A 3,742-nucleotide genomic window follows, 5' to 3' on the forward strand; every position below is an offset into this window, starting at 1 on the left:
ACGGTCGAGGTCGTCCGCAAGCCGCCTGAGCAGCGCGGATTCTCCGTCCTGCCCCGCCGGTGGGCGGTGGAGCGGACCCTGGCCTGGCTCACCGCGCACCGCCGCCTGGCCCGGGACTACGAACGCCACCCCGCCACGTCCGAGGCCATGATCCGCTGGGCCGCGATCAACACCATCACCCGCCGCATCGCACGCGGCAGACCGGCCCGGCGCCAGCAGAAGTACGTCGTCACGCCCTCGACTTGATCTTCTCAAACACCCTCTCAGACGGCGGACGTGAGCTTCCGGAGTCCGGCGTGCGGCAAAGGACACTCAGGCCGACACGACGACGGCGGACCCCGGCTCGGGGCGGGACGTCGGTCCGGGGCGGGCCGGCAGCACGACGGCGGTGCCGGCGGCGAGCAGTGCCCGGACCGGGCGTAATCGGGTTCGGCGCGGCGCGATGTCGGTGCGGCGCGCGGGAAGTCTGTCGAGCATCGGGAAGAGTGGGTTCCTCTTCGGCCGGGCGGGGCCCGGCACCGCGGTGGTCTCGGCTGTCCGAGCGTCGTCGAGGAAGCGCCCAGTCACGGCGGCTGCGGGCGGGGGCCGGCGGCAGCGGTCCGGCCGGCCCCGCGGTCATTGACAGTCGCTCACCGCGCCACCGGTGGCGCGGCTGCCGGTCCGTGGCCTGCGGGCTTGCGCCGCGTGCACCGCAGCACGCAGCGGAGAACCGTACGGCCGGGGTTCGGATGTCACGACGGAGACAACGCTGGACAGCGGACCTCGACCGGCAGGCTGACTCGTGCTCCTGGTCATCGGGCAGCACTCCCTCGTAGATACGGCCCGGGGGTATTTCACAGACGACATACCTACCCCCGGGCCGTATCGGCCAGCAGTGCGGGCGACCTGTCGGTCCCGGCTCACCGTGGCCGGCGGCCGTCAGCCGAGGAGCCCGCGCATCTCGGTGATCTCCGTCTCTTGGGCGTCGACGATCTCCTGGGCCAGTGCCCTCGCCTCGGGATTGACCCCACCGGCGAGCTCGGTCTGTGCCATCTGCACGGCACCCTCGTGATGGGCGATCATCATCTCGAGAAACATGCGGTCGAACTCGGCACCGCCAGCCTGTTCGAGCTGGCGCATCTGCTCGGGCGTCATCATCCCGGCCATATCACCATGGTCCATGCCGCCGTGGTCCATCCCGTGCATGCCACCGGACTCGGGGGCACCCCAGGCGGCGAGGAAGCCGCGCATCTGAGCCATCTCCGGGGACTGGGCCTGCTCGATCTCGGTGGCAAGGCGGCGGACGTCGTCGCTCCCGGCGCGGTCGGTGGCCAGCTTCGACATCTCCACGGCCTGCTGGTGGTGCGGGATCATGCGCTGGGCGAAGGCGATGTCGGCCTGGTTGTGCTCGGCCGAGACCGGCGCCCCGGGTGCGGTGGCGCCGGCGGGAGCGGGTGCCGAGCTCGCGGGTGTGGCACTACCGGCGGGGTCTCCACCGCCGCAGGCGGTCAGGACGAGGGCAGCGACGAGCGTCGTGGCGGCGCCCGCCACGTTGGTGATCTTCATGTGTGGTTCTGGCTCCTGTGTGGAACGTGCGATCGGACCGGAATCCGGCGCTCTGTCGCGCCGGGGGCCGATCAGGTCCGCATCACGCAGAGCTGGGCGAGTCTCCGGGGAACGGGCGGCGGCCGTTGCGCGGGCATGCCGCGAGCACGCTGCCGAGCGGGCGTGACCGAGACCGGGAGCGCGAGCCACCCGAGGAACAGCCACGCCGAGAACAGTGCGAGCCCGACGGCGGCCAGCACCGCCAGGCATAGGTGCAGCAGGTGGGTGGCGTCGTGCTCGCCGTGGCCGGTCGTCGGTCGGTCGTCGGCCCCGGGCGGCGTCGACGCGGACGGCGCGGACCGGTGATCCGCGTGGCTGGACATGGTCGCTGCGGCCGTGTGCCCGATGTCCGTCGCGGGGACTGGGGCCGGGGCGACGAGCGCGTGCATCCCGACCAGGCCGAGCAGGACGGGCAGAACCAGCAGCGTCAGCCGCAGTCCGTTTCGTCCGTTCCCCATGTCGACCACGGTACCGAAGTCGCTGTGTGCGCCGTTCAGGCCGTCACCCCGAGGGCGGTCAGGACGGCACCTCCGCCCACACCGACCAGCACCGACACCGCAGCGGCGCCGGGCGTGCCGCGAGCTGGCTGGCCCGGGACGGCGCGAGGTCACCGGGTTGACGCATGCCGACGGGCACCAGGGTTCGACCTCGACCGTCGAGTACGTCCTGCCTCGGACGTCCGGTCGCACCCCGGCTGTCACGCGAGCACGAAGGCGAGCGCTCCCGCCGCCAGGATTCCACATGTGACCGCGACGACGAGCAGGCTGGCACCGCCGCCGACGCCACCCGGCTCCTCCCGGGTGAGCAGACGATGGACCTGCCGGTAGCGCCGCTCCCCCACCACGAACACGACGACCGCCACGCCCAGTCCAGTCCAGTCCAGTCCAGTCCAGTCAGGCTGAACAGCACCGAGGCTCCCGCACCAGACGCCGGCAGGATCCGCAGCGCGAGCAGTGACCCCACGGCGAGCGACACGGCGGTCCGCCGCCACGCGAGACCGGTGCGCTCGGGTTGTAGGCCGGGATCGAAGAGCGGACCGCTCTGGCTCACCGGAACAGGATCCCGAGCCCGACCAGCAGCCCGGCGACGAGGACCGCGGCAGCGGTCGGGAGCGCGAACAGCGACGCCGGCAACGGTTGAGCCCGGCGCAGTGCCCGCTCGGTGGCATGCCAGGCGGCCCACGCCTGAACGGGACTGAGCACGCCGGACGGAAAGGCCCGCTTGTCGGCGGGGAACCACGAGTGCTGGAGCTCGGCCAGCGCTACACCTCCGGCGCGGTCCTCGACGACGGCACCGACTGGCCCGAACCCGACCGCGATCCGGAGCTCTACCACCAGCCCACCACCCATCCCGGCGCGAAGCTGCCACGCGCGTGGCTGCAGCACGGCGCCCGACGTGTGTCCATACTGGATTTGTGCGGAATGAGCCGGTGGACTCTGATCACCGGGATCGGCGGGGCACCCTGGCGCGACGCCGCGGTCGTCGTCGCAGCCGAGCTGAGCACCGAGCTCGACGTGCGCACCATCGGCCTGCGCTGCGAGTACGAGGACGTCTACGGCGACTGGGCCCGGCAGCGCGACGACAGCGACGCCGGCTGCCTACTCATACGACCCGACGGCCACGTCGCCTGGCGACGCGCCGACCTCGACACCGATCCCCGGCTGTCCCTGCGCGAAGCCGTGACCACGGTGCTGGCCCACAGCATCGACGAGATCACCCAGACCTTCGCCAACATCGCCACCATCGTTTCGGCCGTCCAGCACGACTACGCCTACCTCAACTTCGTCCACGAGGGGTACACCGTCGTCGTCGAGGGAACCTCCAGCGGCCGGACCGCCGACGGCACCGAATGGCAGGCCGGACTGACCCACGCCGCGCGCTGGTGCGACGTGTTCGAGATCCGCGACCACAGGATCCAGCGCCTGTTCATCTACCTCGACCCGGACTACGCCGGCGCCGACACCGCCCGCTGCCCCTGGCTCACCCAGCCGGAGTAGGGAGCCCAGTCCGTCGACACGCGTGTGCTCAAGGACACGATCCGCTCGGTGTCTGTGCCCGGATCGAGACTGAACCCTTTCCAACCTGGTGATCATGCGGTTGGTCGTGCCCGGCGTGGCGGGCCCGGAAAGTAGAAGAGCCCCTGGTAGACGAGTGATTG

7 protein-coding genes and 1 pseudogene are annotated in these 3,742 nt (G+C 71.5%); 2 read left to right on the plus strand and 6 right to left on the minus strand.

Annotated features, from left to right (window positions below; genetic code table 11):
- Window positions 1-246, plus strand: a 246-nt coding sequence (locus BM093_RS34275) for a transposase (protein WP_143105710.1), incomplete at its 5' end; no start/stop codon positions are given.
- A 66-nt stretch (window positions 247-312) separates the two neighbouring features.
- Here BM093_RS34275 and BM093_RS36455 read toward each other — a convergent pair.
- The 6 genes and pseudogenes from BM093_RS36455 to BM093_RS36460 all read right to left on the minus strand — a co-directional run bounded on the left by BM093_RS36455 (window position 313) and on the right by BM093_RS36460 (window position 2,786).
- Window positions 313-477, minus strand: a complete 165-nt coding sequence (locus BM093_RS36455) for a hypothetical protein (protein ID WP_177238888.1) — start codon at window positions 475-477, stop codon at window positions 313-315.
- Between the two features lie 441 nt (window positions 478-918).
- Complete coding sequence (locus BM093_RS34285) at window positions 919-1,545, minus strand: DUF305 domain-containing protein (RefSeq protein ID WP_093357492.1); 627 nt, start codon at window positions 1,543-1,545, stop codon at window positions 919-921.
- 71 nt (window positions 1,546-1,616) lie between these two features.
- The gene (locus BM093_RS34290) at window positions 1,617-2,042 is read right to left on the minus strand and encodes a DUF6153 family protein (protein WP_143105711.1); all 426 of its coding nucleotides are present in this window, start codon (window positions 2,040-2,042) and stop codon (window positions 1,617-1,619) included.
- Between the two features lie 239 nt (window positions 2,043-2,281).
- The gene (locus tag BM093_RS37740) at window positions 2,282-2,446 is read right to left on the minus strand and encodes a hypothetical protein (protein WP_245773994.1); all 165 of its coding nucleotides are present in this window, start codon (window positions 2,444-2,446) and stop codon (window positions 2,282-2,284) included.
- A gap of 41 nt (window positions 2,447-2,487) precedes the next feature.
- Window positions 2,488-2,634, minus strand: a pseudogene (locus BM093_RS38095) (DUF202 domain-containing protein); the annotation flags it as partial.
- Complete coding sequence (locus tag BM093_RS36460) at window positions 2,631-2,786, minus strand: YidH family protein (protein WP_177238889.1); 156 nt, start codon at window positions 2,784-2,786, stop codon at window positions 2,631-2,633. The pseudogene BM093_RS38095 and the gene BM093_RS36460, both read right to left, overlap by 4 nt.
- Before the next feature lie 39 nt (window positions 2,787-2,825).
- Between BM093_RS36460 and BM093_RS34305 the strand changes: the two genes are divergently transcribed.
- The gene (locus BM093_RS34305; protein WP_177238890.1) at window positions 2,826-3,581 is read left to right on the plus strand and encodes a nuclear transport factor 2 family protein; all 756 of its coding nucleotides are present in this window, start codon (window positions 2,826-2,828) and stop codon (window positions 3,579-3,581) included.
- The last annotated feature ends 161 nt before the right edge of the window (window positions 3,582-3,742 follow it).

Source organism: Pseudonocardia ammonioxydans, assembly GCF_900115005.1.
Taxonomy (GTDB): domain Bacteria; phylum Actinomycetota; class Actinomycetes; order Mycobacteriales; family Pseudonocardiaceae; genus Pseudonocardia; species Pseudonocardia ammonioxydans.

What these genes read in the sequence shown, in the direction of transcription:
- BM093_RS36455 (WP_177238888.1), bottom strand. Translation starts at nt 477, where the DNA reads ATGCTCGACAGACTTCCCGCGCGCCGCACCGACATCGCGCCGCGCCGA.
- BM093_RS34285 (WP_093357492.1), bottom strand. Translation starts at nt 1,545, where the DNA reads ATGAAGATCACCAACGTGGCGGGCGCCGCCACGACGCTCGTCGCTGCC.
- BM093_RS34290 (WP_143105711.1), bottom strand. Translation starts at nt 2,042, where the DNA reads ATGGGGAACGGACGAAACGGACTGCGGCTGACGCTGCTGGTTCTGCCC.